Below are 25251 nucleotides of genomic sequence, written 5' to 3' on the forward strand. Positions count from 1 at the left end.
GATTGAGGGGGTCCCTCGCCGTCACCCAGGAGGTCCCGTGACCGAGACCAGCGACCTGCCCGCCTTCGGGGCCCCGGACGCCACCGGCACCCAGCACCGCCTGCACCGCGGGTCCGCGGAGGCCGTCGTCGTCGGCCTGGCCGGTGCCCTGCGCAGGTACCGCGTGTCCGGCGTGGACCTCACCGAGCCGTACGGCCCGGACGTGGTCCCGCCCGCCGCCAACGGCATCCAGATGAGCCCCTGGCCGAACCGCGTCGCCGGCGCCCGCTGGATCCTGGACGGCGTCGAGCAGCGCCTGGACGTCACCGAACCCGCGCGCGGCCACGCCAGCCACGGCCTGCTGCGCAACACCCACTTCGTCACCGAGACGTTCTCCGCCCACGCGGTGACCCTGCGCGGTGAGATCCACCCCCAGCACGGCTGGCCGTTCCGGCTCACCCACCGCGTCACGTACGAGCTCGAGGCGGACGGCGGCCTCACCGTCACCGCCGAGGTGCAGAACCACACGGACGCCACCGTGCCCGTGGCGGTCGGCGCCCACCCGTTCCTGCGGATCGGGGACGTCCCGACGGCGGAGCTGAGCCTGCGCGTGCCCGCGGACGCCTGGATCCGCACGGGGGAGGACCTCATCCCCGTGGAGACCCTGCCGGTGGACGGCACCGACCTGGACTTCCGCCGCGGCCGGGCCGTGGGCGAGGCCGCCCTGGACGTGTGCCTCACCGGCCTGACCCCGGACGCCGACGGCCGGCACCGCCAGACCCTGCTCGCCGCGGACGGCCGCGCCGTGACCCTGTGGACCGACCACGCGTTCGCCTACACCCACGTCTTCGTCACGGACCGGCTGCCCGGCCGTGACACGGCACTAGCGGTGGAGCCGCTCACCGCTCCCGCGGACGCCCTGAACTCGGGGGAGGGCCTGCACCGGCTCGCCCCGCACGCCCGCTGGAGCGTCCAGTGGGGTCTGACCCCCCATGTCCCCGACCACCCACACGAGGAGGATCGCGCGTGAGCTCGACCCTGGCGGCCCAGACCAAGATCAACAAGGACGTGCCCTATGGGCTGACGGTGGCCGCGGCCTGGTCCTGGCGGCTGGTGGCCGTCGTCATCGGCATCGGCGTCGTGGTGTACCTGCTGGGCTTCGTGAGCCTCGTGGTGATCCCGATCCTCGTGGCCGCGCTGCTGGCCACCCTGCTGGCCCCGGTGTTCCAGGCGATGCGGCGCATCAAGGTGCCGGGCGTCGCGGCCGCCCTGCTGTGCGTGCTGCTGCTGGTCGTCGTCGTGGTGGGCCTCATGGGGCTCGCCGGTCAGCAGATCGTCCAGGGCTTCGCCCAACTGGGCGACCAGCTGGGCCAGGCCGTCGACGACGCGATCGCCTGGCTGGCCGGCGTGGGCGTGGAGATCCCCCGTTCCGGTGCCGGGCTGGAGGGCCTGTGGCAGACGCTGCGGGACAACTCCGCCACGGTCATCAACAGCGCCGTCTCGTTCGGCTCCACGGCCGTCAACATCGGTGCGGGCCTGTTCATCGCCCTGTTCTCCCTGATCTTCTTCCTCTACGACGGCGACCGCATCTGGCGCTTCCTGCTGATCTTCGTGCCGAAGGCGCACCGGGCCACCGTGGGCCGCGCGGGCCGCTCGGGCTGGCAGTCGCTCGGCTCCTACGTGCGGGTCCAGATCTTCGTGGCGTTCATCGACGCCGTCGGCATCGGCATCGGTGCCCTGATCCTGGGCGTGCCGCTGGCCATCCCGCTGGCCGTGCTCGTGTTCCTGGCCTCGTTCATCCCGATGATCGGCGCCACCCTGACCGGCGCGATGGCGGTGCTCCTGGCCTTGATGTCCAACGGCCTGGTCAACGCGCTGCTCATGCTGGGCGTGGTGCTGCTCGTGCAGCAGATCGAGTCGAACGTCCTGCAGCCGCTCGTGATGGGCAAGGCCGTCGCGCTGCACCCGCTGGCCGTGTTCCTGGCCGTCGCCGCCGGGTCCACCGTCTTCGGGCTGGCGGGCGCCGTGTTCGCCGTGCCGGTGCTGGCCTTCGTGAACAGCTTCGTCCGCGCCCTCACCGCGGACGTGCCGGAGGAGCTCACGGAGCGGACGGACCACGCCCTCGAACCGGGCGGCGCGGAGGACGAGGCGGCCGGCTCCCACCGGTACCGCCCCTCGACGCACGAGGACGCCGCCCTCGCCTCCGAGGCCGACGCGGGCACCCGGCACGGGGACGACGCCTGATGGGCGCGGCGCAGGCCACGAACACCCCGGACCGGACCGGACCGACGCCGTCGCCCCGGTGGGTGCGGCCCGCCGACGGTCCGCCGGCCCCGGCAGAGCTGCCCGTCACCCTCGAGGAGATCGAGCGGGCGCGCGAGACGCTGCGCGGGATCGCCGAGCGCTCCCCGCTGCAGCACTCCCGGGCGCTCTCACGGGCCGTGGGCACGGACGTGCACCTGAAGTGCGAGAACCTGCAGCGGGCCGGCTCGTTCAAGGTCCGCGGCGCCTACGTGCGGATGGCGCAGCTGAGCGAGGAGGAGCGCGGCCGCGGCGTCGTGGCCGCATCGGCCGGCAACCACGCCCAGGGCGTCGCCCTCGCGGCCGCCAAGCTCGGCATCCGCGCCCGCATCTTCATGCCGCACGGCGTGGCCCTGCCCAAGCTGCAGGCCACCCGGGACCACGGTGCCGAGGTCGTCCTGCACGGCTCCACCGTGGATGAGTCCCTCGCCGAGGCGCAGCGGTGGGCCACGGAGACCGGTGCCGTGTTCATCCCGCCGTTCGACGACCCGGCCGTCATCGCGGGCCAGGGCACCGTCGGCCTCGAGATCCTCGACGTGCTGCCGGACGTGGACACCGTGATCATGGGCATCGGCGGCGGGGGACTCATCGCCGGCACGGCCGTGGCCCTCAAGGAGGCCGCCCGGCGTCGTGGGCGCACGGTGCGGGTCATCGGGGTGCAGGCGGCCACCGCCGCCGCGTTCCCCGGCTCCCTCGAGGAGGGCCGCGTCCAGGTGCTGGAGAGCGTGTCCACCATCGCGGACGGCATCGCCGTTGGCAAGCCCGGGGCCCTGCCGCTGCGGATCGCCGCCGAGCTGGTGGACGCCGTCGTGACCGTCACGGACGACGAGATCGCCGCGGCCCTCGTCCACCTCCTCGAGCGCTCCAAGCTCGTGGTGGAGCCGGCGGGCGCCGTCGGGGTGGCCGCCCTGCTGGCGGGCCGCACGGCGGACCTGGGCTTCGAGCTCGGCACCACCGCCGTGATCCTCTCCGGCGGGAACATCGATCCGATGCTCATGCTGAAGTCCATCCAGGCCGGACTGTCGGCCGCGGGGCGCTACATGACCGTGCGCATCCCGCTGCGGGACCGCCCGGGCGAGCTGGCCACGATCTCACGGATCATCGCGGACACGGACGCCAACGTGGTGCGCGTGGACCACACCCGCGTCGGCCCGGAGCTGTCCATGGGCGGCGTGCACATCACGATCGACATGGAGACCCGCGGCGCCGAGCACTCCGCCCAGGTCCTGGAGGCGCTGCGCGGGGCCGGCTACAGCCCGGCCCCGCTGCCCTGACCGGGCCGGCTCAGGCCACGGAGCCGGCGGCGGCCGCGGTGATGGTGCCGCAGGTCCCGCCCACCGCGCGGCGCACGGCCTGGACCAGGAGGTCCTCGCGCGTCAGCGTCTCGATGCGACGGACCATCTCGCGACGGTCATAGCGCTCGTGGGCGCCCGGCAGCAGGCGCCGGGCCAGGTTGAGGTGCTGCAGCACGCCGAGCAGGAGCACGTCCTCGTCGGAGGGCTCTGCCTCGTCCAGGACGACGGCGGTCAGGTGCGCGAGCAGCTCGGCGCGCTCGGTGCCGCGGGGGACGTGCCGGGTGGCCAGGAAGGCCTTGCGCTCGGTGAGGCGGCCGGTCTCGGTCAGATGGGCGACGACGGCCTTGCGCAGGTCCGGCTTGCCGGCCGCCACGGTGGCCACGAGCGGTCGGCCGGCCAGGGCGTCGACCTGTCCGAGGGAGGAGTCCAGGACGGGGTCGCCGGTGGTGCCGGCCGCGGTCACGAGCACGCGGGCCCGGTCCACGGGGACGTCCTCGAGGGTCACGATCCCGGCGGACCGGTGGTCGGCCAGCGCGGCGGCCGCGAGGGCAACGCGGTGGTGGGAGGGGCTCTCGGAGCACCCGTCCTCGCGGGTGAGCAGCAGGTGTGCCTTCTCGACGGTCAGCATGGGGCCAGAGTAGCAACGGGGGCGCGGTGGGGTCCGGGACGGACGGCGGCCGCGGTCCCCTCGGGGGGACCGCGGCCGCCGTCGGAGCCGGGCAGGGTCAGCCGGAGTAGGGCTGGACGTCCTTGACCTCGACCTTGATGTCCTTGCCGTTCGGGGCGGTGTAGGAGACCTTGTCGCCCTTCTTGGCGCCGTTGATGGCCTCACCGAGCGGGGAGCGCTCGGAGTAGACCTCGAGCGACTCGTCGTCCGCGGCGATCTCGCGGTTGCCGAAGAGGAAGGTCATCTCGTCGCCTGCGACGACGGCGGTCACCACGGTGCCCGGGTGCACGGCGCCGTCGTTCTCGGCGGCCTCGCCCACGCGGGCGGTCTCGAGCAGGTGCTTCAGCTCGGCGATGCGGCCCTCGTTCTTCGACTGCTCCTCGCGGGCGGCGTGGTAGCCGCCGTTCTCCTTGAGGTCGCCCTCATCGCGGGCGGCCTCGATGCGCTCGATGATCTCCTGACGGCCGGGACCGGAGATGTACTCGAGCTCCTTGGAGAGGCGATCGTACGCCTCCTGGGTCAGCCACGGGGCGTCGGACTGGCTGGTGGTCATGCTCTGTTCCGCCTTTCTGTCTCGGGTGATGCGGAGTCCGGGGCGCGGCGCACCGGGTCTGGCGCGCGATCCGCGTCCGGCGGACGCGCCCGCATGCGAAAGACCCCGCCGATCAGGAGGACGCGCGTGACCCGAGGGCTCCGTGCGACGCCTGCCTGACTCACCGGCGGGGCGGGAATGCTCCGACGAGTCTATCCGGGCGGCGTGCGTCACACCAACGGCGGCCGCTTCGCCGAGGGCGGAGCACTCCGGGAGGGGTCAGACCTTGCGGCAGGTCTCGACGACGCCGGAGTCGCCCCGCACCACGGTGCGCACGTCCACGGTGTAGCGCTGCTGCGCGTCCGAGGGGGAGTCCCGCCGGTCGGCCGGCAGGGTCTCCAGGCGGACGGTGCGGAAGCCGACGGGGGCGGCGTGGGAGTCGGTGACGAGCACATCGCATTCGGCCTGGACGCCCTCCGGGACGGAGGCCTGGAAGGTGACGGTCGCGTGGCCGTCGTCCTCGATGGTGAAGCCGACGTCCTTGTACTCGATGGCGCCCACGGACATGTTCAGGCCGATCCACACGGACAGCAGCACGGCCACGACCAGCCCGAGCCCGCCGAGGCCCGCCCACAGCCGACGACGGTCCGGACGCGTGTGGTCCGTGCCGTACCGGTTGGCTAGTGTGGGGTCCTGCGCGCGGACCGCGGGGGCGTGGTGGGACATCCCCTCCACCCTAGCCGCTGCCCGCCGCCGGAGGCCGATAAGGACGTCGGCCTGGACCCCTCACGCCGTCGCCCCCGCGGCGGCCCCGCCATCCGGACAGGAGTGTGCGATCCCCGTGGCCGATCAGACCCCCCAGGCCCAGCCCGCCGCAGGCACCGCCCTGCCGCCCTCCACCGGGCTGCGCCTCATGGCGGTGCACGCCCACCCGGACGACGAGTCCTCGAAGGGGGCCGGCACCATGGCCGCCTACGCGGCGGCCGGGGCCGAGGTCATGGTCGTCACGTGCACCGGCGGCGAGGCCGGCACCCTGCTCAACCCGTCGTTCGGGGACACCACCCGGGCCGACCGGGACATCGCGGCCGTGCGCCGCGAGGAGATGGCGGAGGCCGCGCGCATCCTCGGCATCCGGCACGCCTGGCTCGGCTTCCTCGACTCGGGCCTGCCCGAGGGGGATCCGCTGCCGGCCCTCCCGGCGAACTGCTTCGCCGAGATCCCGCTCCGGGATGCGGCGGCCCCGCTGATCTCGCTCGTGCGCCGGTTCCGCCCGCACGTGCTCATCTCCTACGACGAGGTCGGCGGCTACCCCCACCCGGACCACCTGCAGGCCCACGCCGTGACGATGGAGGCGTACCGGGCCGCGGGCCTCGCCGACGAGTACCCCGAGGCCGGGCCCGCCTGGGAGGTCTCGAAGGTCTACTACGACTGCGGCTTCAACCCGCGGAAGTTCCGCACGATGGCCGCGGTGGCCGAGGCCGACGGCGAGGACGTGCCGTTCGCCCGACGCCTGATGATGTTCGACGCGATGGACGCGATGCGCGAGGTGCTGCGCCGCCGCGAAGCCGGGGAGGACGTGCCCGACCCGGAGGTCATCCCGCCGTGGGTCACCGCGGACCACGACGTCACCACGCAGGTGGACGTCACCGGCTTCCTCGACGAGCGCGACGCCGCCCTGCGGGCGCATCGCACCCAGATCGACCCCGACGGCATGTTCTTCGACGCCCCCCATGATCTGCAGCGGCGCGCCTGGCCGTGGGAGGACTTCGCGCTGATCGACTCGCGCGTGCCCTCCGAGCTGCCGGAGCACGACCTCTTCGCCGGCCTGCGCTGAGCCGACCCGGCTCGGGCCGTGCGGCCGGGGCCGGTAGAGTGGGGCGGCGTGACACCCCTGTCTGGCCTTCCCCTCGTCCTCACCGCGCTCGCGGCCGCGAGCCCCGCGCCGGTGCCCGCCGTCCCGGAGCCGACGCTGCGCCCCGGGCTCGAGGAGGCGGAGGTCACCCCCGGCATCGAAGGGTTCCTGTTCACCGCGCTCATGGTGGTCATGGCGATCATCGTCTTCCGCGTCATGGTCCGCTCCGTGCGCCGCGTCCAGCAGCGCTCCCCGCAGGCCGAGGCCATGCTCGTGGAGCGCCATCAGCAGCACCTGCCGGACGAGGCGCGCGCGGGCGGCGAGCACCTGGACGCGGACTCCGAGGACCGGCTGCGCCGCCTGCAGGAGAAGTACCCCGGCTACCTCCAGGAGCCGGCCCCGGAGCCCCAGGCCCCGGACACCGGACGCGACTGACCGCCGTCGGGCCCGCGCACGCCCGAGACTCGACGCCGGAGACTCCACGCCCGAACCCTTGAGGCCCGCAGACGCGCCGCCACCTCCATGCCGTAGCGGCGCGTCTGCGGGCCTCGGCGCTGCCCGGCGGGGCGCAGACCCCCGTCGCCGACACGCTCAGGCGACGACGAGCACCGCCCGGTAGATGGCGACGGCGTGGCACACGAAGCCGGCCACCGTGAAGGCGTGGAACAGCTCGTGGAAGCCGAACCACTCGCGGTGGATCGTGGGGGCCTGCAGCGCGTAGCAGACCGCGCCCGTGATGTACGCGATCCCACCGGCCACGATCAGCCACCCCGCCGCCGCATCCGCGGCGAAGAAGTCGCCCAGGTAGAGCAGCGCCGCCAGCCCGAGCACCACGTACACCGGCGTGTAGAGCCAGCGCGGCGCGTCCGTCCACAGCACCCGGAACGCGACGCCGGCCACGGCCCCCACCCACACCAGGGTGAGCAGCACACGCGCCCGGTCCGGAGGCAGCAGGGCCAGGGAGAGCGGCGTGTAGGTGCCGGCGATGACCAGCATGATGTTCGTGTGGTCCAGCCGCTTGAGGACACGGGAGACCACCTCGTTCCACTGCACCAGGTGGTACGTCGCCGAGACCGCGAACAGCAGCAGGCCCGTCACGGCGTAGACCGCGCTGGCCCACCGCAGCGTTGCGGTCGGCGCGAGCACGATGAGCACGATGCCGGCCGCGAGCGTCAGCGGCGCCATGACCGCGTGGATCCAGCCGCGCAGTCGGGGCTTGTACAGCGGATGGTCGGGGTCGCGGACGCGCTCGACGCGCCAGCGCAGGCGGCGGGTGGCGTCGGCGTCGCGGAGGGGTGTCACAGGGTCCATGCGTCCATTGTCGCCGGTCGGGTCGGGGCCCGTGCGGGATGGTCGCTGTGTGCCGCGCGCGTATCCTGGAGGCTCGCAGGACCGTCCGAGAGGGGAGCGCGCCGTGGGTCGACCCGAGGCCTTCTACCGCCTGTACGAGCGGCGGCTGACGCGCGGCCTGGACCCGGAGCGGCTGCCCCGGCACATCGGCGTGCTGGTGGACGGCAACCGTCGCTGGGCCCGCGCGTTCGGGGCGTCCACGCAGCAGGGCCACCAGGCCGGCGCCGAGCGCATCCTCGACTTCATCGGCTGGTGCGACGAGGCCGGCATCCCCGTGGTCACGCTCTACATGCTCTCCACCGAGAACCTGCGGCGCCCGGCGGAGGAGCTCGCCCCGCTCCTGGAGATCATCCAGACGACGGCGGAGCGCCTCGCCCAGCCGGCCGAGGGCCGCGCCCCCGTCTGCGTGCAGCCGGTCGGCGCGGTGGACCTGCTCCCCGAGCCCATGGCGCGACGGCTCGCCGAGGTCGCCGAGCAGACCAAGGGCCACGACGGCGTGCACGTGAACGTGGCCGTGGGCTACGGGGGCCGCCAGGAGATCCTCGACGCCGTGCGCGAGCTGCTGCGGGACGAGCACGCCCTGGGCCACAGCGCGGCGGAGGTGGCCGAGTCCGTCACCGTCGAGCAGATCGCGGACCGGCTCTACACGCGCGGCCAGCCGGACCCGGACCTGGTCATCCGCACGTCCGGGGAGCAGCGGCTCTCCGGGTTCCTGCTCTGGCAGTCCGCGTACTCGGAGTTCTACTTCTGCGAGGCCATGTGGCCCGCGTTCCGCAAGGTCGACTTCCTGCGTGCCCTGCGCGACTACGGCAGCCGTCAGCGCCGGTTCGGCACCTGACGGTCGGCGCGGCCCCACCACAGGCCCAGCAGCACCCCGACGACGGCCCCGGCCAGGTGGCCGGTCCACGAGATGCCGGGTGCCGGCAGCAGGCCGATCAGGCTCGAGCCCAGGTGCGTGAGCGCGACGAGCACGGAGACGACGACCGCCCCGATCCGCCGCACCGCGATCCCGTAGACGATCAGGAACGCGATCAGCACGTACACGATCCCGGAGGCGCCGATGTGCACGCCCGGGGTGCCGATCACCCAGGTCAGCAGGCCCGAGCCCAGCCAGGCGCAGACGAGCAGGGCCACCGGCCGACGCGAGACCAGGGCGGCCAGCGGACCGAGGACGAGCAGCGCCGTCGTGTTGCCGATCAGGTGGGCCCAGCCGGCGTGCAGCACGGGGGAGAACAGGACCCCGTCGAGGCCGTCGAGGCGTCGGGGGATCAGGCCCACGCCGGGGATGATCACCCGGCCGAGGAAGATCAGCACGACCTGCGCGACCCACATGGCCGCGATCAGCACGGCGGTGGGCGCGACGGCGCCCAGCAGGCGGCCCCCGGCGCGCTCGGCCAGGGTCGGGGCGGGGGCCGGGCCGCCCGGCAGATCGGGCAGGCCGGGGGACGGGCGGTGCATGCTCAAGGGCCCTCCTGGGGACGGGGAGCGGGCGGCCGTCGGGACGTCGGCGGCGCGCCTCCAGTGTAGGGAGCGCGGGACGCCGGGGCCGTGGCGGAGCCCGGACGGACCGTCACCGCGACTTCATCCCGGGTTCACCGTGCCGGGCCCCGGCGGACGACGCCGCTTCCTAGCGTGGCCCGTGGGCGGACCCCCGCCCGCATGGTTCACCGGCACAGGAGGCAGACATGGTGGCAGAGCTCGTGGAGCACGCGCAGACCCGGCAGGAGCCGTCGAGCCGGCCGGGCCAGGCGCGTGCCGAGGCGGGGCCGGCGGACGCGACCGGCCTGCGGACCTACGTGGTGGACACGTCCGTGCTGCTCTCGGACCCGCGCGCCCTGCTGCACTTCGCCGAGCACGAGGTGGTCCTGCCGCTCGTGGTGGTCTCGGAGCTCGAGGCCAAGCGCGCCGACCCCGACCTCGGCTACTACGCGCGCACGGCCCTGCGCCTGCTCGACGACCTGCGCGGCCGCCACGGCGCGCTGGACCAGCCCGTGCCGATCACCCCCGAGGGCGGCACGCTGCGGATCGAACTGAACCACGTGTCCGTGGACGTGCTGCCCCTGGGCATCCGCGGCACGGACAACGACTCCCGCATCCTCGCCGTCGCGAAGGCGCTCGCGGACGAGGGCGCCACGGTCACGGTCGTGTCCAAGGACCTGCCGATGCGCGTGAAGGCGGCGGCCATGGGCCTCGCCGCGGACGAGTACCGCCACGAGCTCGTGCGTGACTCGGGCTGGCGCGGCACCGTCTCCCTCAGCGTGGCGCAGGAGCGGCTGGACGCCCTCTACGACGACGGCGAGGTCGACCTGGCCGGCGTCCCGCTGGGGACCCTGACCGGCACGGGCGTCGAGACCGGGCCGGAGGAGGCCCCGGCCGAGGCGGACCGCCTGCCGGTCAACACGGGGCTGGTGCTCACCGCGCCCCGGGGCTCCGCCCTGGCCCGGGTCGGCGAGGGCGGCCGAGCCTGCCTGGTGCGCGGGGACCGCGACGTGTTCGGCCTGCACGGCCGTTCCGCCGAGCAGCGGCTGGCCATCGAGCTGCTGACGGATCCGAGCGTGGGCATCGTCTCCCTCGGCGGCCGCGCGGGCACCGGCAAGTCCGCGCTGGCGCTGTGCGCGGGCCTCGACGCCGTGATGGAGCGCCGCGAGCACCGCAGGGTGGTCGTGTTCCGCCCGCTGTACGCCGTCGGCGGCCAGGACCTCGGCTACCTGCCCGGCTCCGAGGGCGACAAGATGGGCCCGTGGGCGCAGGCCGTGTTCGACACCCTGGGTGCGCTGGTCTCCCCGTCCGTGGTGGACGAGGTGGTGGACCGCGGGATGCTGGAGATCCTGCCGCTGACGCACATCCGCGGCCGCTCGCTGCACGATGCGTGGGTGATCGTGGACGAGGCGCAGTCGCTCGAGCGGAACGTGCTGCTCACGGTGCTGAGCCGGATGGGCCGCAACTCGAAGGTCGTGCTGACCCACGACGTCGCCCAGCGGGACAACCTGCGCGTGGGCCGGCACGACGGCATCGCGGCCGTGGTGGAGCGCCTCAAGGGCCACCCGCTGTTCGGACACGTGACGCTGACCCGTTCCGAGCGCTCCCCGATCGCCGCGCTGGTCACGGACCTGCTGGAGGAGGGCCGGGCCTGAGCCGGGCGGCGGGGTCGGTCATGAAAAAGGGGCCGCTGCCGAAGCAGCGGCCCCCGGCGGGGGTGCTCGGCCCCGCGGAGGGGGGGATGGGGGACCGAGGAAGCCCGCCACCATGGCCCCTTTGAAACGGGATTGAGGCCATGGGGTCTGTGTGAGCCCCGTACGTCCATGAGACGGCTGGAAGCTCGTGACTTCAGAGTAGACCCGTGCCCGGGGTCGTCGCAATGGGCGGCCCCGGTTGCGCTGTCGGCAGAACACCGGGTGGCCGGACCGTGAACGCGAGGTGGCCTGATCGCCTGTGGACGGCGGCCCGGCGGGTGCGCCGCCCGGCCTAGGCTGGGCGCATGAGCGGAGTGGGATGGGCGTGGACGCACGGCGCGCCGGCGACGGCGGTGCTGTGGACCCTGGGGCTGGCGTGGTTCGCGGTGTGCTCGGGCGTGCTCGTGCGCACGGACCTGCGGGAGCATCGGCTGTCGAACCGATGGACGCTGCGGCTGGCGCTGGGCGGGTTGGCGATGATGACCGGGGGAGCGCTGCTGGCGGGCCGGGGTGACCTGGCCCTCTGCAGCCTGCTGGGCGGTCTCGGCTACACCGTGGCGATGCTCGCGCTGCACGTGCTCAGCCGCGGCGGCCTCGGGATGGGGGACGTGAAGCTCGCCGGCGGCCTGGGCGTGTACACGGGGGTGCTCGGTCCGACGGCGGTGCTCGCCGCCGGGGTGGGCGCGATCCTGCTCGGCGGCGTCGTGGCGGGGCTGCTGGTCCTCGCGGGCCGGGCGACGGGGCGAACGGCGCTGCCGTTCGGGCCGGCGATGGTGGCGGCGGCCGCCGGAGTGCTGGTGCTGGCGTGAACGACGAGCGGCCGCCCTCCGCACGGGAGGACGGCCGCTCGGCGTCGTGGCCCGGGAGGCGGCGTCGCGCCGCTCACCGAATCCGCCGGATCACTCCGGGTGGGTCATGGACATGGTGTCCAGGGCCTTGTCCAGCTGCTCCTCGGTGATCTCGCCGCGCTCGACGTAGCCGAGGTCCACGACGGCCTCGCGCACGGTCATCTTGTTCGCGACGGCGTGCTTGGCGATCTTGGCGGCGGCCTCGTAGCCGATCACCTTGTTCAGCGGGGTCACGATGGACGGCGAGGCGCCGGCGAGGAAGGCGCAGCGCTCCTCGTTGGCCTCGATGCCGTCGATCATCTTGTCCGCCATGACGCGCGTCGTGTTGGCCAGCAGGCGGATGGACTCGAGCAGGTTGGCGGCCATCACGGGGATGCCCACGTTGAGCTCGAACGCGCCGTTGGTGGAGGACAGGGCGACGGTGGTGTCGTTGCCGATCACCTGGGCGCACACCATGATCGCGGCCTCGCAGATCACGGGGTTGACCTTGCCCGGCATGATCGAGGAGCCCGGCTGCAGGTCCGGGATGGCGATCTCGCCGAGGCCGGTGTTCGGGCCGGAGCCCATCCAGCGCAGGTCGTTGTTGATCTTCATGAGCGAGAACGCGATGTTCCGCAGCTGGCCGGAGGCCTCCACGAGGCCGTCACGGTTGGCCTGGGCCTCGAAGTGGTTGCGGGCCTCGGTCAGCGGCAGACCGGTCTCCTCGGCGAGCAGCTCGATCACGCGGGCGGAGAAGCCCTTCGGGGTGTTGATGCCGGTGCCCACGGCGGTGCCGCCGAGCGGGACCTCGGCCACGCGCGGCAGCGCGGACTGGATGCGCTCGATGCCGTAGCGGACCTGCGCGGCGTAGCCGCCGAACTCCTGGCCCAGGGTCACCGGAGTGGCGTCCATGAGGTGGGTGCGGCCGGACTTCACGACGCCGGCGAAGGCCTCCGCCTTCTTCTCGAGGGAGACGGCCAGGTGGTCCAGCGCCGGGACGAGGTCGTTCACGAGGGCGGCGGTGACGGCCACGTGCACGGAGGTCGGGAACACGTCGTTCGAGGACTGGGAGGCGTTGACGTGGTCGTTGGGGTGCACCTCGTCCTCGGAGCCGGCCTCCTTCAGTGCGCGGGTGGCGAGGGTGGCGAGCACCTCGTTGGTGTTCATGTTGGAGGAGGTGCCGGAGCCGGTCTGGAACACGTCGATCGGGTACTGGTCGTCGTGGTCGCCGGCGATGACCTGGTCCGCGGCGGCGACGATGGCGTCCGCGCGCTCCTGCGAGATGATGCCCAGCTCGGCGTTCGCCTTGGCCGCGGCCTTCTTGACCTGCGCGAGGGCGTGGATGTGGGCGGGCTCGAGGCCCTTGCCGGAGATCGGGAAGTTCTCCACGGCGCGCTGGGTCTGTGCACGGTAGAGCGCGTTCACCGGCACCTTCACCTCGCCCATGGTGTCGTGCTCGATGCGGAACTGCTGATCGGTGTTCTCTGCGGTCATGGTCACATCCTAGGACGGCGTGGGCGCCCGGTGCCGCACCGGACGCCCGACGTCGTCAGACCGCCAGGTCGCCGTGCACGCGGCCCGGTCGCGCGGTGCCCTCGGACAGCGAGTAGGTGAGCCCGACGACGGCGGTGCGCCCGGACTCGACGGCCGCGCGGACGGACTGCGAGGTCTCCAGGAGGTGGTCGCAGGTCTGGTCCACGTGCTCGGCCACGAACTCGTCGACCTCCTCCAGCCCGCGGCGACGCCCGGCCAGCACGGACGGGATGATGCGCTCCACGAGGGGGCGCACGAAGCCGCGCGGCATGGTGCCGGAGATGTAGGACTCGACCGTCGCCGTGACGGCGCCGCACGAGTTGTGGCCCAGGACGATGACGAGCGGGATCTCCAGCACGTCCACGCCGTACTCGATGGAGCCCAGCACGGCGTCGTCGATCACGTGGCCGGCCGTGCGCACCACGAACACGTCGCCGAGGCCGAGGTCGAAGATGATCTCGGCCGCCAGGCGCGAGTCGGCGCAGCCGAAGATCACGGCGACCGGGGCCTGACCGGCGGTCAGGTCGCTGCGCCGCTCGGCGTTCTGGTTCGGGTGGCTCGGCTCGCCCGCCACGAAGCGGCGGTTGCCCTCGGCGAGGACCTCCCACGCCTCGGCGGGGGTCAGGTCGGAGGTGGGGACGACGACGTTGGGGGCCGGCGTCGTCTCGGGGCGGGTGTGGGGGGTCATCGGGTCTCCTTCGCGACGCCGTGCGCCAGGTCTTCGAGGACGGCCTGGTCGCCGGTGGTGGTCAGCACCACGGTGCTGCCGTCCACCTCCGCCACGAGCCGTCGCTCCGGCTTCTTCGGATCGGCGTGGAGGTCCCACGCGATCCCGTCGATCTCGATCGTCTCCGACGTCGGGACCTGGTCCACCCGCAGGCTCACCCAGGTGGGGTCGACGTCCTCGGCCTGCTGCAGGCCCGCGAACACCGTGTCCGTGACCACCCAGCCGACGTCCCACGTGGAGACGCCGTCCAGCTTCTGCAGGCGGGCGTAGTTGGCGTACCAGGACTCCGGTACCTCGGGCGCCAGGGCCGGCAGGTCGCCGTCGTCGTGGGGGATCGTGGCGGCCTCGGCGGCGACGTCGACGCGGTCCTCACGGGGCCGCTGCGGCGGCTCCGGGTTGAGCAGGAGGACCACGGCCACGATCGCCAGCAGAGCCGCCAGGGAGAGCACCATGGCCATCCACGGCTGCCGGGCCCGCTGCGCCTGCGTGGCGGTCAGGACGGGACGGGGGGCGGGGGCGTGGGGGTCGGCGGAGCTCACGGTCAGCATTGTGCCACCCACGGGAGGCCGCCCCCGTAGGATGAGGACCGGGGCAGAGCCGCCCTCACGCCCCGTCTCGTGCGGACGGAGCGCCGCGAGCAAGGATCGGAGCAGCGATGACCAGCGCGTCCTCGGAGAAGACCGGCTACGAGAATCACGTCCCGGACCGCAACCTGGCCATGGAGTTGGTGCGAGTGACCGAGGCGGCGGCCATCGCCGCGAGCCCCTGGGTGGGTTACGGGGACAAGAACAAGGCGGACGGCGCCGCGGTGGACGCGATGCGCGCGTTCATGGACACCGTGGCCATGGACGGCACCGTGGTGATCGGCGAGGGCGAGAAGGACGAGGCCCCCATGCTGTTCAACGGCGAGCAGGTCGGCGACGGCTCCGGCGCCGCCGTGGACGTGGCCGTGGACCCGATCGACGGCACCCGCCTGACCGCCATGGGCTACAACAACGCGCTCTCCGTCTTCGCGGTGGCCGAGCGCGGCACCATGTTCGACCCGTCGGCCGTGTTCTACATGGACAAGCTCGTGGTGGGCCCCGAGGCCGCCGACTTCGTGGATATGCGCCTGCCGGTGAAGCAGAACGTGAACCTCGTGGCCAAGGCCCTGGACAAGCCCGTCTCCCAGGTGACCGTGTGCGTGCTGGACCGTCCCCGCCACGAGGGCCTGGTCAAGGAGATCCGCCAGGCCGGCGCCCGCGTGAAGTTCATCCTGGACGGCGACGTCGCCGGCGCCATCGCCGCCGCCCGCCCGGGCACCGGCGTGGACATGATGATGGGCATCGGCGGCACCCCCGAGGGCATCGTCACCGCGTGCGCGATCAAGGCCACCGGCGGCATCATCCAGGGTCGCCTGGCCCCCACCGACGACGCCGAGAAGCAGAAGGCCCTCGACGCCGGCCTCGACCTCGACGCGGTGCTGACCACGAACGAGCTGGTCACCTCCGACCACTGCTACTTCGCGGCCACCGGCATCACCGACGGCGACCTGCTGCGTGGTGTGCGCTTCGCCGACGGCCGCGTGCACACGCAGTCCATCGTGATGCGCTCGTCGTCCGGCACGGTCCGCACCGTGGACGCCGAGCACGACGTGAAGAAGTGGTCCAAGTGGCTGGGGGACCGCGACGCCCGCTGAGCCCGCGGGCCGGTCTGCCGGGCTCAGCCCCGCGGCAGGCCGGCCACGTGCACCGTCGCCGGGGCGCCGGCCGCGGCGCGGACGGCCAGCGGGCCGGACGCCGTCTCCGCGGCGGGCAGGAACACGGCCTCGCCCGGGCCCAGCTCGATCTCCTGGCCTGCCAGGACCAGGCGCGCCGTGCCGCGGGTGACCACCGCGATCCCGGGCCCGTGCACGTCGAGCCCGTGGACAGCGTCGTCCTCGAGGGTGGCCTGGAGCAGCTCGAACTCCTCGAACGGCGGGCGGAAGGCCACCACGGAGTCGGCCACGCGCTCGGGCTCGGTGGAGGGCACCGGCAGCGCCTCGAAGGTGACCACGCGGCGCAGCTCGGGCACGTCCACGTGCTTCGGGGTGAGCCCGCCGCGCAGCACGTTGTCCGAGGCCGCCATGACCTCCACGCCCAGCCCGTGCAGGTACGCGTGCACGTTGCCGGCGGGCAGATGGATGGCCTGACCCGGGGCCAGGTCCACGCGGTTGAGCAGGATGGCCACCACCACGCCGGGGTCGTCCGGGTGGTGCTGGGCGGCCTCGAGGGCCGTGGCCAGCGAGGGGTCGCGCTCGGCCAGGTCCGGCGCGGCCCGCAGCACGTCCACGACCTGCGCCACGGCGCCGGGGGCGCCCCACACGGAGTCGGGGTCGAGGATCGAGGTGAACGCGTCCTCGAGGTCCCCGGCGGCGAGGGCCTGGCTGATCCGGGCGGCGGCGACGGCGACGGCGGACGTGTCCCCGTCCGCCCGCTCCGTGAGGGCGCGGGCCAGGGCCTCGAAGCTGTCCGAGGAGACCTCGGGGGAGCGGAAGCCGCACATCGCCGCGAAGGGGGTCAGCGCGAGCAGCATCTCCGGCTTGTGGTTCGCGTCCTTGTAGTTGCGCTGCGGGGCGTCGACCGGCACGCCGGCCGCCTCCTCCGCGGCGAAGCCCGCGCGGGCCTGCTCCAGGGTGGGGTGCGCCTGGATGGACAGCGGGGCGCCCGCGGCGAGCAGCTTCATGAGGAAGGGCAGACGGCCCTCCGGCGCGGCGGGCCCGAGGCAGCGCTCCGGGTCCGCGGCCACCACCTCGTCCAGGCCGACACGGGCGCCGTCCGCCGCGACGGCGACGCACGGGGCGCCCGGATGGTCGCCCAGCCACAGCTCGGCCTCGGGGCGGCCGGTGGGCTCGCGTCCCTGCAGGTCGGCGAGGAGCGTGGGGGAGCCCCAGGCGTAGTCACGGATCACGGGCTTCAGGACGTGCATGCGCCCCAGCCTAGGTCAGCCCGTCGGCCCGCGCGCCGCGCCTCACGGGGCGGGGACGCACAGCCCGTTCGTCGAGGACGCGTGGTTCAGCACGTCCTCCTGGCCCAGGTCCTCGGCCGTCATCAGGTCCTCAGCGGTGAAGGGCTCGCCGTCGGTGCGGGTCGGCGGGGCCGGCCACGTGGCCGGGTCGTCCTCGTCGACGTCGGGGGCCTGCGTCTCCTGCGCGACGACGGCCAGCACGGTGAGCAGCGGCGTCGCCGAGACCCCGGTCGGCTCCGATCCGGCGGTCACGGACTTATCGGCCAGCATCTCGTCCACGCGGCGGTGGACGAGGTCGTAGTCGGGGTAGGTGGTGAAGTGGGTGCCCGTGTCGCCGAAGTCGGGCGGGCCGATGGTCAGCCGCCGCATCTTCTGGCCGCGCGAGCGCTCGGCGAGGTCCACGAACGTGCCGAGCTGGGACTGCGGCAGGTCGGTGGTCACGATCTGCTGGCCCGCCGCGAGGATCCCCTCGAAGCGGGTGAGCACGGTGGCAGGGCTGAACTGCTCCAGCATCGCCGCCTGCATGCACTGCTGCCGGCGGATGCGGGCGTAGTCGGTGGACCAGTGCCGGGAGCGGGCGAAGGCGAGCGCGTCGTCGCCGTTGAAGTGGTGGGTGCCCGGCTCCCACCAGATGTTGCCCCAGGCGCCGTCGGGTCGGACGCCGCGGTGCACCACATAGCCGCCGCTGACGACGTCCACCCCGCCCATGGCGTCGATCAGCTGGGCGAAGCCGCCCATGTCCATGAGGGCGTAGCCGGAGACGTCCAGGCCGAGGATGCCGCCGGCGGCGTCCTTCATGGCCTCGGCACCGGGGTGTTCGGCGTCCGGGTAGAGGTCTGCGTGGTGCTCCTCCACGTCCGTGTAGAGGGCGTTGAGGATGCACTCGTCGCCGCAGTCGAAGCCGTTGGGGTACACGTCCCACAGCGGGGAGCCCTCGACGAACGGCGCGTTCTGGAGGTTGCGGGGCAGGGAGAACATCACGATGGCGCCGGTGCGGGCGTCCACGGAGACCACGTGCATGGAGTCCGGGCGCAGCCCCTGGCGGCCCTCGCCGGCGTCCGCGCCCAGGACCAGGATGTTGTAGCGGCCCTCGGCCTCCGGGACGGCCGGCCCCTCCCGGAAGACCTCGCCGAGCGCGCCGCGGCTCGTGTTCGCGGCCCAGCCGCCGTAGAGCAGGGCGCCGCTGGTGAGCACGAGCGCGAGCGCGGCGACCGTCGCCGTGATCTTCCGCGCGCCGGGGGCGAGCAGGTGCAGCCGGATCAGCCGGAACGTGTCCACCCACAGCACCGCCCAGCCCACCGCCAACGCCGCCAGGACCACCGCCAGCCCGAGCAGCACGCCGTCCCGGGCCATGAGCGAGATCAGGCTCGCGCGGGAGACCAGCCACCACAGCAGCCCGAGGATCAGCACGGCCCACACGGTGACGGTGACCCGCAGCGCCACGCGGCCGAGCCGGCGGCTGCCGGCGACGAGCTGGGCGCCGCCGGGGACCAGCAGGGTCAGGGCGGTGAGGATCAGCGCCCGGCGGGTGCGCTCGGTGGGGGAGGCGACGCGCGGATCCCGGAGCGGGTCGGGCTGCGCGTGACCGGCGGGGACGGATCCGGTGGCGGGCGACATCAGCGGTCGGCGGCCATCCGCTCGCGCAGGCGGGTCCCCTTGGCCCGGGCCTGGGCGTTGAGCTCGTCGGCGTGCTCGGTTAGGGCGGCGCGCAGGCGGTCGCCCTCCGCGGTGTCGGCCGAGGCGAGGATGCGGGCGGCCAGCAGGCCGGCGTTGCGGGCGCCGTCGATGGAGACGGTGGCCACCGGCACACCGGCGGGCATCTGGACGATCGAGAGCAGGGAGTCCATCCCGTCCAGGCTCTTGAGCTTCACGGGCACGCCGATCACGGGCAGGGGGGTGACGGCGGCGAGCATCCCGGGCAGGTGCGCCGCGCCGCCCGCGCCGGCCACGATCACGCGGATGCCGCGCTCGTGCGCGCGGGCGCCGAACTCCACCATCTCGTGGGGCATGCGGTGCGCGGAGACCACGCCGACCTCGACGGGCACGTCGAGCTCGCGCAGGGCCTCGGCGGCCGCGCTCATCACGGGCCAGTCGGAGTCGGAGCCCATCACGACGGAGACGACCGGGGCGTCGTCCTGCAGGGGCTGGGCGGGGGTCTGGGGCGTGGCGGTCATGGGCGGGCCTCCGTCTCGGTGCCGGTGGTGGGGGCGTCCTCGCGCAGCAGTACGGCGGCGGACTCGGCGGTCCGCACGGCCTCCTCGAGGCTGAGGCCGTGGTCCGCGACGACGTTGACGTGACCGACCTTGCGGCCCGGGCGCACGTCCTTGCCGTAGAGGTGGACCTTGGCCTGCGGGTGGGCGGCGAGGGCCGCGACGCTGCCGGCGTGCAGGTCCTCGCGGGCGCCGCCGAGGACGTTCTTCATCACGACGCCGGCCCCGCGGGGGGTCGTCTCGCCCAGCGGCAGGTCGAGCACGGCGCGGACGTGCTGCTCGAACTGGCCGGTGACGGCGCCGTCCATGGACCAGTGGCCGGAGTTGTGGGGGCGCATGGCCAGCTCGTTCACCTGGAAGCCCGGGCCGACCCCCGGCGTCTCGAACAGCTCGACCGCGAGCATGCCGGTGACGTCCAGCTCCTCGGCGAGGCGGACGGCCGCGGCGGTCGCGGCCGCGGCGACGGCCGGGTCGAGGTCCTGGGCCGGGGCGACCACGAGGTCGCACACGCCGGCCACCTGGACCGAGTCGACGACGGGGTAGACGGCCACCTCACCGGAGGGGGTGCGCGCCACCTGCGCGGAGAGCTCACGGGAGAAGGGGACGAGGGCCTCGGCCAGCAGCGGGGTGATGCCGGCGCCGAGCCACGCGGCCAGGGTGCCGTCCGCGGCGGAGGCGCGGGCGTCGTCGGCGTCGTCGAGCGTGAGCACGCCCTTGCCGTCGTAGCCGCCGCGGGCGGTCTTGAGGATCATCGGCCAGCCGTGCTCGTCGCCGAAGGCGAGGACGGCCTCGAGGTCATCGACCGGCGCCCACGCCGGGTTCGGCAGGCCCAGCCGCTCGACGGCGGCGCGCATGACCAGCTTGTCCTGGGCGTGCTGCAGCGCCTCGGGGCCGGGGCGCACGGCGACGCCGGCCTCCTGCAGGGCCCGCAGGTGCTCGGTGGGCACGTGCTCGTGGTCGAAGGTGACCACGTCCACCGTGGCCGCGAACGCACGCAGGTCCGCCAGGTCCGCGTGGTCGCCGACCACGTGGGGGGCGACCTGGGCCGCTGACGCGTCCGGGGCCTCCGCGAGCACGCGGAAGGGCACGCCGAGCTCCGCGGCGGCGCCCGCCATCATGCGGGCCAGCTGCCCGCCACCGATCACACCGAGTCGAGGGGAAGTCACCCGGACAGGGTAGTCGGACCGGCTGAGAACTCCGTCACGGAGGGGTGGCCGATGCCGGATCCGAGGAGGGCGCGCGCCGGGGGCGCGGCTACAGTGTTCCCCAGCCCTGCGCGGGTCCGCCCCGCGTGCACACCCCCGTCCCGAACCGAGGAGTCCACGCCCATGCTGTCCGATCTCTGGGGCCGCCTGACCGGGATGGTCTCCCTGCTGTGGCGGGAGGTGGCCAAGTTCGGCACCGTCGGTGCGGCCGCGTTCGTGGTGGACTCGCTCGTCTTCTGGTGGATGATGACCGGCCCGCTCGAGGGGTCCAACGTCAAGGCCAAGATCGTGGGCGGCGTCGTCGCCACCCTGTTCAGCTGGGTCGCCAACCGCTACTGGACGTTCCGGGACAAGCGCTCCTCGAACAAGACGCGCGAGCTCGTGATGTTCCTGATCATGAACGCGATCGGGCTGGGCATCCAGGCCGGCTGCGTGGCGATCGCGCAGTACCTGATGGGCGTGACCGACCCGACCGGCCTGTTCATCGCCGGCAACGTGATCGGCCTGTTCTTCGGCACCGTGTTCCGCTACTTCGCCTACCGGTTCTGGGTGTTCAAGGAGAAGCTGGACGTGGAGCCCGGCTTCGCCAACGACCTCGCGATCATCACCGGCCAGATGCCCGTGCTGCGCGAGGATCAGATGCCTCCGCACGGCCGGCACCGTACCCCCGACGCCGGGGTCTGAGCGCCCCGGCCTGACCCCGCCGCCCCGTCAGGGGCGCACGGTCACCGCCCGGCCCGCGTCCCACGCCTCCAGCGCGGCCCGCACTCCCGCCCACGTCAGGCGGGGGCGCGGGCCGTCGTCGTCCGGGGCGACGTCGGTCCCGGCCGGGATCGACGCGGGCCGCACGTGATCCACGGGGCCGGGCAGGGCATCCGGCTGGGCGCGGATCTCGGCGGCCACGTCCACGACGGCCGGATCGGTGGCCGGGCCGTCGAACTCGGGCTCGAGGCCGCGCGGCAGGGCCACGGCGAACACGGCCACGGACGGGTCCGGCCACGCCTCGGGCCGGTCCGTGAGGACGGCGGCGGGGGAGTCGCCCTCGAGGGCGGGCTCGGCCTCGGCGCAGAGCACCCCGAGGGCGAGGGCGTGGGAGAGCCAGTGGACGGGCAGGTCCAGGGCGACGGCGTCGCCCGCGCCGATGCCCTCGGCGCCGAGCAGGCCCGTGAACTTGGCGGCCCAGTTCACGGTCACGCGACCCGAGAGCTCGATGCGCTGGTCCACCGCGCCGGGCTCGTCCGGGGCCCCCGGCTCCTGGACGAGCGCGGGCCGCGGGGAGGAGGCGAGGCGGAGCACGAGGGGGCCGGTGGACCGGGGTGCGGAGAGGGAGACCATGGGCCCAGTGTGGCACCCGTTCGGTTTGACTCGGCATGAATCACACCGCTGTAATGAACCCGGGCCAACGGTCCCGCCAGGAGGGGCCCGCCGGCGTGCCCGGCACCCGCGCGGACCGCATGATCACCCGGCCCACAGCCGCCACGTCGATCCCGGGAAGAGGCGTCACACATGGAGCAGACCCAGCGAGTCGAGGACACGCACCGCGCCGATCCCGCGCCGGCGCCTCGTCCGCGGAGCGTTCCCAGCGACTGGTTCCTCGACCCCGCCGACCCGCAGGCCGGCGTCTCCGGCGCGAGCCTCGAGGACCAGGCGACCGCCTTCCTCACCGCCCACGACCTCGACGGCGAGACCGGCACCCCGGCCGCCACCGTCACCGCCCTCTTCCCCGGTGACGCGCGTCCGGTCGAGGCCGTGCCCGTCTCCCAGGACTGGGCCGCCATCCCGGGCGTGACCACCGAGCCCGTCGAAGGCGAGCTGGCCTGGCAGGCGGACGCCCTGTGCGCGCAGACGGACCCCGAGGCGTTCTTCCCGGAGAAGGGCGGCTCCACGCGGGACGCCAAACGCGTGTGCGAGGCCTGCACCGTCAAGGACGCGTGCCTGGAGTACGCCATGGCGAACGACGAGCGCTTCGGCATCTGGGGCGGGCTCTCCGAGCGCGAGCGTCGCCGCCTGCGCCGCGCCCGCGCCTGACGCACCGCGCTCATCCGCCGGGCGCGGTGCCCGGCGGGGACCGCCCGGTCCGGGCTCAGCCGCGGCCCCAGCTGGGGTCGAGCACCTGCGGGTCCACGCCCAGCGCGTCGGCGCAACGGCTCAGCGCCACCCCGTAGACGGCCCCCTCGAGGTCGGCCGGGTCGGCCGCGTCCCGCAGCGGCCGCTCGAACAGGGTGATCAGCACCCCGTCCCGGCCCTGCCGCTCGGCCCGCGCGAACAGCGCCTCCTCATCCCGTTCCCGGCCGGCGTGCAGCTCGCGCAGCCGTTCGTCGAGCCGGTCCGGGATGCGCTCCACCCGCGCGGTCACGTGCCGCAGCCCGGGCGCGTCCAGGGAGCCCAGCCGGTCCACCGCCTTCTCGACGGCGGTCAGCAGCGCCTCGCCCCGGCCCCGCTCCGAGCGTGCACCGAACGGGCGCGGATGCCGCAGCCCTCGGCCACGGCGGTCCCGGCCGCCGCGCCCCGCGGGGGAGGAGACGCCGGCCTCGGCCGGGCCGCCCTCGACGCCCGGCTCGGCCCCCGCGGCGTCGCCCGCCCGGAACGGCAGGGGGTCGAGGGGATCGGAGGAGGCGGACGCGGTCATGCGCGCCATGGTAGGCCACCGCTCCGGGCCGTCCGCCGAGTAGGGTGGCGGGCGTGGGACCCATGCGACGCTGCAGCAAGACCGGATGCCAGAGCCCTGCCCTGGCCACGCTGACGTACAACTACGCGGACTCGCAGGTGGTCATCGGGCCCCTGTCGCGCCGGGCGGAGCCGCACACGTACGACCTCTGCGGCGAGCACGCTCGGCGCACCACGGCCCCGCGCGGTTGGGAGGTGCTGCGGCTGGAGCTGCCCGAGCACTACGAGGCCGTCGACGCGGACGGCGGCGTGCGCACGGTCCCCACCCGGCCCGTGGCCGTCCCGCCGGCCCGCCCCGGGCTGCGCGTGGTGCGTGACGGGGACTGACGCGGCGCGTGTCGTGCCGTCCGGGGCATCGCTAGGCTGGAGGGCATGACTGAGACCTCCGCAGAGTTCCGCACCCCCGACGTCGACCCGGCCTTCGCCAACCGCACCACCGTGCCCGGTGCCTCGTTCGACTTCACGGTCCGGGACCTGTCCCTGGCTGAGGCGGGCCGCCACCAGATCCGCCTGGCCGAGCACGAGATGCCGGGGCTGATGTCCCTGCGCGAGGAGTACGGGGAGGCCCAGCCGCTGAAGGGCGCCCGCATCGCCGGCTCCCTGCACATGACCGTGCAGACTGCCGTGCTCATCGAGACCCTCACCGCCCTCGGCGCCGAGGTCCGGTGGGCCTCCTGCAACATCTTCTCCACGCAGGACGAGGCCGCGGCCGCCGTCGTCGTGGGCTCGGGCACCCCCGAGGACCCGCAGGGTGTGCCCGTGTTCGCCTGGAAGAACGAGTCCCTCGAGGACTACTGGTGGACCGCCTCGCAGATCCTCACCTGGCCGGGCGCGGACGAGGATCCGGAGCGCGGCCCCAACATGATCCTGGACGACGGCGGCGACGCCACCCTGCTGGTGCACAAGGGCGTCGAGTTCGAGGCCGCGGGCGCCGTGCCCAGCGCCACCGAGGACGACCCCGAGGAGTACCGGATCATCCTCGAGACGCTGCGCCGCTCGCTGGCCCGCGACCCGCAGCACTGGACCCGGACCGCCGGCACCCTGCGCGGCGTCTCCGAGGAGACCACCACGGGCGTGCTGCGCCTCTACCAGCTGGCGCAGGAGGGCCGCCTGCTCTTCCCGGCGATCAACGTGAACGACGCCGTGACCAAGTCCAAGTTCGACAACAAGTACGGCATCCGCCACTCCCTGCCGGACGGCATCATGCGCGCCACGGACGTGCTGATCGGCGGCAAGGTGGCCGTGGTCTGCGGCTACGGCGACGTCGGCAAGGGCGCCGCCGAGGCCCTGCGCGGCCAGGGCGCTCGCGTGATCGTCACGGAGATCGACCCGATCTGCGCGCTGCAGGCCGCGATGGACGGCTACCAGGTGGCCCGCCTCGAGGACGTGGTGGGCGAGGGCGACATCTTCGTCACCACCACCGGAGGCAAGGACATCATCATGGCCGAGCACATGGCCGCCATGAAGGACAAGGCCATCGTGGGCAACGTGGGCCACTTCGACAACGAGATCGACATGGCCGGCCTGGCCCGCATCCCCGGCGTCGTGAAGACCGAGATCAAGCCGCAGGTCCACGAGTGGACCCTGGACGGCGGCACGGAGGCCGAGCGCAGCATCATCGTGCTCTCCGAGGGCCGCCTGCTGAACCTCGGCAACGCCACCGGCCACCCCTCGTTCGTGATGAGCGCGTCCTTCACCAACCAGGTGATGGCGCAGATCGAGCTCTTCGGCGGCTCCACGGGCACCGGCGCCCTGACCGGCGAGCACTACGAGAAGCGCGTCTACACGCTGCCCAAGGTGCTGGACGAGAAGGTCGCCCGCCTGCACCTGGACGCCCTCGGCGTCGGGCTGACCGAGCTGACCAAGGCCCAGGCCGAGTACCTCGGCGTGGACGTGGCCGGCCCCTACAAGGCCGACCACTACCGCTACTGATCCCCGGCGCCCGCGG

At 73.8% G+C, this 25251-nt stretch carries 27 protein-coding genes; 13 read left to right on the forward strand and 14 right to left on the reverse strand.

Annotated features, from left to right (window positions below; translation table 11 throughout):
* Positions 1-37: 37 nt before the first annotated feature.
* The 3 genes from AC0VX0_RS02200 to ilvA are packed head-to-tail and all read left to right on the forward strand — an operon-like array spanning position 38 to position 3554.
* On the forward strand, positions 38-1009 hold the full coding sequence (locus AC0VX0_RS02200) for an aldose 1-epimerase family protein (protein ID WP_060973858.1): 972 nt from the start codon (positions 38-40) through the stop codon (positions 1007-1009).
* The gene (locus AC0VX0_RS02205; RefSeq protein ID WP_070709173.1) at positions 1006-2223 is read left to right on the forward strand and encodes an AI-2E family transporter; all 1218 of its coding nucleotides are present in this window, start codon (positions 1006-1008) and stop codon (positions 2221-2223) included. Before AC0VX0_RS02200 ends, AC0VX0_RS02205 begins: the two co-directional genes overlap by 4 nt.
* Positions 2223-3554, forward strand: a complete 1332-nt coding sequence (gene ilvA, locus AC0VX0_RS02210; protein ID WP_070709175.1) for a threonine ammonia-lyase — start codon at positions 2223-2225, stop codon at positions 3552-3554. Before AC0VX0_RS02205 ends, ilvA begins: the two co-directional genes overlap by 1 nt.
* A 10-nt stretch (positions 3555-3564) precedes the next feature.
* On the opposite strand, the gene AC0VX0_RS02215 is transcribed toward ilvA, so the two are convergent.
* The 3 genes from AC0VX0_RS02215 to AC0VX0_RS02225 form a co-directional block, all read right to left on the reverse strand.
* Positions 3565-4203 carry a GPP34 family phosphoprotein gene (locus AC0VX0_RS02215; protein WP_036316333.1) on the reverse strand — a complete coding sequence of 213 codons (639 nt, stop codon included), beginning with the start codon at positions 4201-4203 and terminating at the stop codon, positions 3565-3567.
* A gap of 97 nt (positions 4204-4300) precedes the next feature.
* Positions 4301-4795, reverse strand: a complete 495-nt coding sequence (gene greA / locus AC0VX0_RS02220) for a transcription elongation factor GreA (RefSeq protein WP_060973861.1) — start codon at positions 4793-4795, stop codon at positions 4301-4303.
* A gap of 258 nt (positions 4796-5053) precedes the next feature.
* Positions 5054-5500, reverse strand: coding sequence for a DUF4307 domain-containing protein (locus AC0VX0_RS02225; RefSeq protein WP_098093465.1), 447 nt, complete (start codon positions 5498-5500; stop codon positions 5054-5056).
* A gap of 115 nt (positions 5501-5615) precedes the next feature.
* Between AC0VX0_RS02225 and mca the strand changes: the two genes are divergently transcribed.
* Both mca and AC0VX0_RS02235 read left to right on the forward strand, forming a co-directional pair.
* On the forward strand, positions 5616-6608 hold the full coding sequence (mca, locus tag AC0VX0_RS02230) for a mycothiol conjugate amidase Mca (RefSeq protein ID WP_101965738.1): 993 nt from the start codon (positions 5616-5618) through the stop codon (positions 6606-6608).
* Positions 6609-6656: 48 nt separating this feature from the next.
* Positions 6657-7061 carry a hypothetical protein gene (locus tag AC0VX0_RS02235; protein WP_101965739.1) on the forward strand — a complete coding sequence of 135 codons (405 nt, stop codon included), beginning with the start codon at positions 6657-6659 and terminating at the stop codon, positions 7059-7061.
* A 156-nt stretch (positions 7062-7217) separates the two neighbouring features.
* On the opposite strand, the gene trhA is transcribed toward AC0VX0_RS02235, so the two are convergent.
* Complete coding sequence (gene trhA / locus AC0VX0_RS02240; protein WP_101965740.1) at positions 7218-7937, reverse strand: PAQR family membrane homeostasis protein TrhA; 720 nt, start codon at positions 7935-7937, stop codon at positions 7218-7220.
* Positions 7938-8040: 103 nt separating this feature from the next.
* Here trhA and AC0VX0_RS02245 point away from each other — a divergent pair, with 103 nt between their 5' ends.
* Positions 8041-8814, forward strand: coding sequence for an isoprenyl transferase (locus AC0VX0_RS02245; RefSeq protein WP_041105013.1), 774 nt, complete (start codon positions 8041-8043; stop codon positions 8812-8814).
* Here AC0VX0_RS02245 and AC0VX0_RS02250 read toward each other — a convergent pair.
* Entirely contained in the window at positions 8793-9434 is a 642-nt protein-coding gene (locus tag AC0VX0_RS02250) for a rhomboid family intramembrane serine protease (RefSeq protein WP_230297415.1), read from the reverse strand. The two genes, AC0VX0_RS02245 and AC0VX0_RS02250, sit on opposite strands and share 22 nt — an antisense overlap.
* Positions 9435-9661: 227 nt before the next feature.
* On the opposite strand from AC0VX0_RS02250, the gene AC0VX0_RS02255 reads away from it, so the two are divergent.
* Positions 9662-11110 carry a PhoH family protein gene (locus AC0VX0_RS02255; protein WP_036316323.1) on the forward strand — a complete coding sequence of 483 codons (1449 nt, stop codon included), beginning with the start codon at positions 9662-9664 and terminating at the stop codon, positions 11108-11110.
* Between the two features lie 344 nt (positions 11111-11454).
* Complete coding sequence (locus AC0VX0_RS02260; RefSeq protein ID WP_036316321.1) at positions 11455-11958, forward strand: prepilin peptidase; 504 nt, start codon at positions 11455-11457, stop codon at positions 11956-11958.
* Positions 11959-12048: 90 nt separating this feature from the next.
* Here AC0VX0_RS02260 and AC0VX0_RS02265 read toward each other — a convergent pair whose 3' ends face one another.
* The 3 genes from AC0VX0_RS02265 to AC0VX0_RS02275 are packed head-to-tail and all read right to left on the reverse strand — an operon-like array spanning position 12049 to position 14784.
* Positions 12049-13470 carry a class II fumarate hydratase gene (locus AC0VX0_RS02265; protein ID WP_044659622.1) on the reverse strand — a complete coding sequence of 474 codons (1422 nt, stop codon included), beginning with the start codon at positions 13468-13470 and terminating at the stop codon, positions 12049-12051.
* Positions 13471-13525: 55 nt separating this feature from the next.
* A complete protein-coding gene (locus AC0VX0_RS02270; protein WP_475451818.1) occupies positions 13526-14197 on the reverse strand; it encodes a carbonic anhydrase in 672 nt (223 codons plus the stop codon).
* Complete coding sequence (locus AC0VX0_RS02275; RefSeq protein ID WP_002854501.1) at positions 14194-14784, reverse strand: DUF4245 domain-containing protein; 591 nt, start codon at positions 14782-14784, stop codon at positions 14194-14196. The genes AC0VX0_RS02270 and AC0VX0_RS02275 overlap by 4 nt, the downstream gene beginning before the upstream one ends.
* 107 nt (positions 14785-14891) lie before the next feature.
* Here AC0VX0_RS02275 and glpX point away from each other — a divergent pair, with 107 nt between their 5' ends.
* Positions 14892-15914, forward strand: a complete 1023-nt coding sequence (gene glpX / locus AC0VX0_RS02280) for a class II fructose-bisphosphatase (RefSeq protein WP_010079310.1) — start codon at positions 14892-14894, stop codon at positions 15912-15914.
* Between the two features lie 23 nt (positions 15915-15937).
* On the opposite strand, the gene manA is transcribed toward glpX, so the two are convergent.
* From manA to AC0VX0_RS02300, 4 genes are read right to left on the reverse strand one after another with little or no spacing between them, the layout of a single operon-like run.
* The gene (manA, locus tag AC0VX0_RS02285) at positions 15938-17182 is read right to left on the reverse strand and encodes a mannose-6-phosphate isomerase, class I (RefSeq protein WP_101965741.1); all 1245 of its coding nucleotides are present in this window, start codon (positions 17180-17182) and stop codon (positions 15938-15940) included.
* 42 nt (positions 17183-17224) lie between these two features.
* Positions 17225-18838: an LCP family protein gene (locus AC0VX0_RS02290; protein WP_044659620.1), complete on the reverse strand. Its 1614-nt coding sequence runs from the start codon at positions 18836-18838 to the stop codon at positions 17225-17227.
* Positions 18838-19395, reverse strand: coding sequence for a 5-(carboxyamino)imidazole ribonucleotide mutase (gene purE, locus AC0VX0_RS02295; protein ID WP_095353424.1), 558 nt, complete (start codon positions 19393-19395; stop codon positions 18838-18840). Before purE ends, AC0VX0_RS02290 begins: the two co-directional genes overlap by 1 nt.
* Positions 19392-20597, reverse strand: a complete 1206-nt coding sequence (locus tag AC0VX0_RS02300) for a 5-(carboxyamino)imidazole ribonucleotide synthase (RefSeq protein ID WP_044659618.1) — start codon at positions 20595-20597, stop codon at positions 19392-19394. The genes purE and AC0VX0_RS02300 overlap by 4 nt, the downstream gene beginning before the upstream one ends.
* 162 nt (positions 20598-20759) lie before the next feature.
* On the opposite strand from AC0VX0_RS02300, the gene AC0VX0_RS02305 reads away from it, so the two are divergent.
* A complete protein-coding gene (locus tag AC0VX0_RS02305) occupies positions 20760-21320 on the forward strand; it encodes a GtrA family protein (RefSeq protein WP_044659617.1) in 561 nt (186 codons plus the stop codon).
* A gap of 27 nt (positions 21321-21347) precedes the next feature.
* Here the strand turns inward: AC0VX0_RS02305 and AC0VX0_RS02310 are convergent, their stop codons facing one another.
* Positions 21348-21971, reverse strand: coding sequence for a hypothetical protein (locus tag AC0VX0_RS02310; protein ID WP_044659616.1), 624 nt, complete (start codon positions 21969-21971; stop codon positions 21348-21350).
* 171 nt (positions 21972-22142) lie between these two features.
* Here AC0VX0_RS02310 and AC0VX0_RS02315 point away from each other — a divergent pair, with 171 nt between their 5' ends.
* On the forward strand, positions 22143-22664 hold the full coding sequence (locus tag AC0VX0_RS02315; protein ID WP_065423800.1) for a WhiB family transcriptional regulator: 522 nt from the start codon (positions 22143-22145) through the stop codon (positions 22662-22664).
* A 55-nt stretch (positions 22665-22719) separates the two neighbouring features.
* Here AC0VX0_RS02315 and AC0VX0_RS02320 read toward each other — a convergent pair whose 3' ends face one another.
* On the reverse strand, positions 22720-23265 hold the full coding sequence (locus AC0VX0_RS02320; RefSeq protein ID WP_227717921.1) for a hypothetical protein: 546 nt from the start codon (positions 23263-23265) through the stop codon (positions 22720-22722).
* A 62-nt stretch (positions 23266-23327) separates the two neighbouring features.
* Between AC0VX0_RS02320 and AC0VX0_RS02325 the strand changes: the two genes are divergently transcribed.
* Complete coding sequence (locus tag AC0VX0_RS02325) at positions 23328-23630, forward strand: DUF3499 family protein (RefSeq protein ID WP_222959233.1); 303 nt, start codon at positions 23328-23330, stop codon at positions 23628-23630.
* 45 nt (positions 23631-23675) lie between these two features.
* Complete coding sequence (gene ahcY / locus AC0VX0_RS02330) at positions 23676-25235, forward strand: adenosylhomocysteinase (RefSeq protein ID WP_205812408.1); 1560 nt, start codon at positions 23676-23678, stop codon at positions 25233-25235.
* Positions 25236-25251: the final 16 nt, after the last annotated feature.

Source organism: Micrococcus sp. iso_26 (assembly GCF_056172975.1).

Excerpts from the sequence above, each read along its gene's own strand:
- AC0VX0_RS02270 (WP_475451818.1), bottom strand. The coding sequence starts at position 14,197 with ATGACCCCCCACACCCGCCCCGAGACGACGCCGGCCCCCAACGTCGTC.
- AC0VX0_RS02250 (WP_230297415.1), bottom strand. The coding sequence starts at position 9,434 with ATGCACCGCCCGTCCCCCGGCCTGCCCGATCTGCCGGGCGGCCCGGCC.
- AC0VX0_RS02255 (WP_036316323.1), top strand. The coding sequence starts at position 9,662 with ATGGTGGCAGAGCTCGTGGAGCACGCGCAGACCCGGCAGGAGCCGTCG.
- AC0VX0_RS02315 (WP_065423800.1), top strand. The coding sequence starts at position 22,143 with ATGGAGCAGACCCAGCGAGTCGAGGACACGCACCGCGCCGATCCCGCG.
- AC0VX0_RS02310 (WP_044659616.1), bottom strand. The coding sequence starts at position 21,971 with ATGGTCTCCCTCTCCGCACCCCGGTCCACCGGCCCCCTCGTGCTCCGC.
- AC0VX0_RS02215 (WP_036316333.1), bottom strand. The coding sequence starts at position 4,203 with ATGCTGACCGTCGAGAAGGCACACCTGCTGCTCACCCGCGAGGACGGG.
- AC0VX0_RS02290 (WP_044659620.1), bottom strand. The coding sequence starts at position 18,838 with ATGTCGCCCGCCACCGGATCCGTCCCCGCCGGTCACGCGCAGCCCGAC.
- ahcY (WP_205812408.1), top strand. The coding sequence starts at position 23,676 with ATGACTGAGACCTCCGCAGAGTTCCGCACCCCCGACGTCGACCCGGCC.
- glpX (WP_010079310.1), top strand. The coding sequence starts at position 14,892 with ATGACCAGCGCGTCCTCGGAGAAGACCGGCTACGAGAATCACGTCCCG.
- purE (WP_095353424.1), bottom strand. The coding sequence starts at position 19,395 with ATGACCGCCACGCCCCAGACCCCCGCCCAGCCCCTGCAGGACGACGCC.
- AC0VX0_RS02260 (WP_036316321.1), top strand. The coding sequence starts at position 11,455 with ATGAGCGGAGTGGGATGGGCGTGGACGCACGGCGCGCCGGCGACGGCG.
- greA (WP_060973861.1), bottom strand. The coding sequence starts at position 4,795 with ATGACCACCAGCCAGTCCGACGCCCCGTGGCTGACCCAGGAGGCGTAC.
- trhA (WP_101965740.1), bottom strand. The coding sequence starts at position 7,937 with ATGGACCCTGTGACACCCCTCCGCGACGCCGACGCCACCCGCCGCCTG.
- AC0VX0_RS02305 (WP_044659617.1), top strand. The coding sequence starts at position 20,760 with ATGCTGTCCGATCTCTGGGGCCGCCTGACCGGGATGGTCTCCCTGCTG.
- manA (WP_101965741.1), bottom strand. The coding sequence starts at position 17,182 with ATGCACGTCCTGAAGCCCGTGATCCGTGACTACGCCTGGGGCTCCCCC.
- AC0VX0_RS02275 (WP_002854501.1), bottom strand. The coding sequence starts at position 14,784 with ATGCTGACCGTGAGCTCCGCCGACCCCCACGCCCCCGCCCCCCGTCCC.
- AC0VX0_RS02225 (WP_098093465.1), bottom strand. The coding sequence starts at position 5,500 with ATGTCCCACCACGCCCCCGCGGTCCGCGCGCAGGACCCCACACTAGCC.
- ilvA (WP_070709175.1), top strand. The coding sequence starts at position 2,223 with ATGGGCGCGGCGCAGGCCACGAACACCCCGGACCGGACCGGACCGACG.
- AC0VX0_RS02265 (WP_044659622.1), bottom strand. The coding sequence starts at position 13,470 with ATGACCGCAGAGAACACCGATCAGCAGTTCCGCATCGAGCACGACACC.
- AC0VX0_RS02320 (WP_227717921.1), bottom strand. The coding sequence starts at position 23,265 with ATGACCGCGTCCGCCTCCTCCGATCCCCTCGACCCCCTGCCGTTCCGG.
- AC0VX0_RS02325 (WP_222959233.1), top strand. The coding sequence starts at position 23,328 with ATGCGACGCTGCAGCAAGACCGGATGCCAGAGCCCTGCCCTGGCCACG.